General features: G+C 62.3%; 1 protein-coding gene and 1 pseudogene. Both read left to right on the top strand.

Going from position 1 to position 1,289, the window contains the following annotated elements:
- The coding region (locus IQ273_RS33230; RefSeq protein ID WP_194027326.1) for an ABC transporter ATP-binding protein at nucleotides 1–730 on the top strand (730 nt) is incomplete at its 5' end.
- Between the two features lie 14 nt (nucleotides 731–744).
- A pseudogene (locus IQ273_RS33225) lies at nucleotides 745–1,289 on the top strand (aminoglycoside phosphotransferase family protein); the annotation flags it as partial.

The raw sequence follows: 1,289 nt of genomic DNA, 5'->3' as shown, positions 1-1,289 counted from the left end.
GTGGTTTGCCTACGAGCCAGGGCACCCCGTGCTCAAAGGGCTCCATCTCTCGGTACAGCCAGGGCAGCAGGTAGCCATCGTCGGCCCCTCCGGCAGCGGCAAATCTACGCTGATGAGCCTGCTGCTGCGCCTCTACGACCCCACCGCCGGGCGGGTGCAGATCGACAGCCACGATCTGCGTGACTACACCCTCGACAGCCTACGCCCGCAAATTAGCGTGGTGCTGCAAGAGAGCCTGCTATTTGCCGCCAGCATTCGCGAAAACATTGCCTACGGGATCGCTGGGGCTAGCGACGCTGACATTGAGGCGGCGGCCCGTCTGGCCAACGCCCACGACTTTATTGCCGCTTTGACCCAGGGCTATAACACCCCCGTGGGCGAGCGCGGGGCCACCCTCTCGGGCGGTCAGCGGCAGCGGATTGCGATCGCCCGTGCTGCCATGCGCCAAACCCCAATTTTAATTTTGGATGAACCCACTACCGGCCTCGATCGCGCCAACGAACAGGCTGTAGTCGCCGCGCTCAGGCAGCTGGCTCAGGGGCGCACCACCTTCTTAATTACCCACGATCTATCGCTGGTTCCCCAGGTAGATCGTATTCTCTACCTGGAGCAGGGGCAGGTGGTTGAGCAGGGCACCCACAGCGATCTGCTAGCCCAAAACGGTCCCTACGCCACGCTCTTTCGCATGCAGTCAGCCCTGCGAGAGGAGACATCCGTGGGGACAAGGTAGAGGAGGGCTTGACGGTGCTTGATCCTAAAATCCCGTTTCTAGAAAACGCCCTAGACCCATTGCAGGCTCATGGTCAGCTGCAAGTGATTGTGCCCGAACTACGCAGAGTCGCCACGGCTACTCTGCTGCGGCACAAGGTTGGCCGCCGTGCCCTCATTAAGTACCATCTCGACACGGCTACGGGGCCTACGACGCTGCTGGGCAAAATTCGCGCCAAGGGTACCGATCGCGCCAGCTACCAGGTTCAGCAGGATCTGTGGCAAACAGGGTGGGATGCCCACAGCCGCGATCGCATCTCCGTCCCCAAACCGTTAGGGTTAGTGCCCGCTTGGCACATGATGCTCCAGCGCAAAGTGCCCGGCACTCCCGCCACCCAGCTGCTGCCCACGCCAGCCGGAATTCCGCTGGCCCAGCGAATGGCTGAACTGGCCCACAAACTCCACCGCACCCCGGTATCCACCGCCAAAACTCACACCCTGGCCGACGAACTGGGCATTCTCCGCGATCGCCTCCCCCTGGTGGTCGAGCAGCACCCCCAATGGTCGGCACGGATTGATCG

It is taken from the genome of Nodosilinea sp. LEGE 07298, from assembly GCF_015207265.1.
Classification (GTDB): Bacteria; Cyanobacteriota; Cyanobacteriia; order Phormidesmidales; family Phormidesmidaceae; genus Nodosilinea.
The sequence above is the reverse complement of the archived record's forward strand: the minus strand, read 5'-3'. Positions and strand labels throughout refer to the sequence as shown.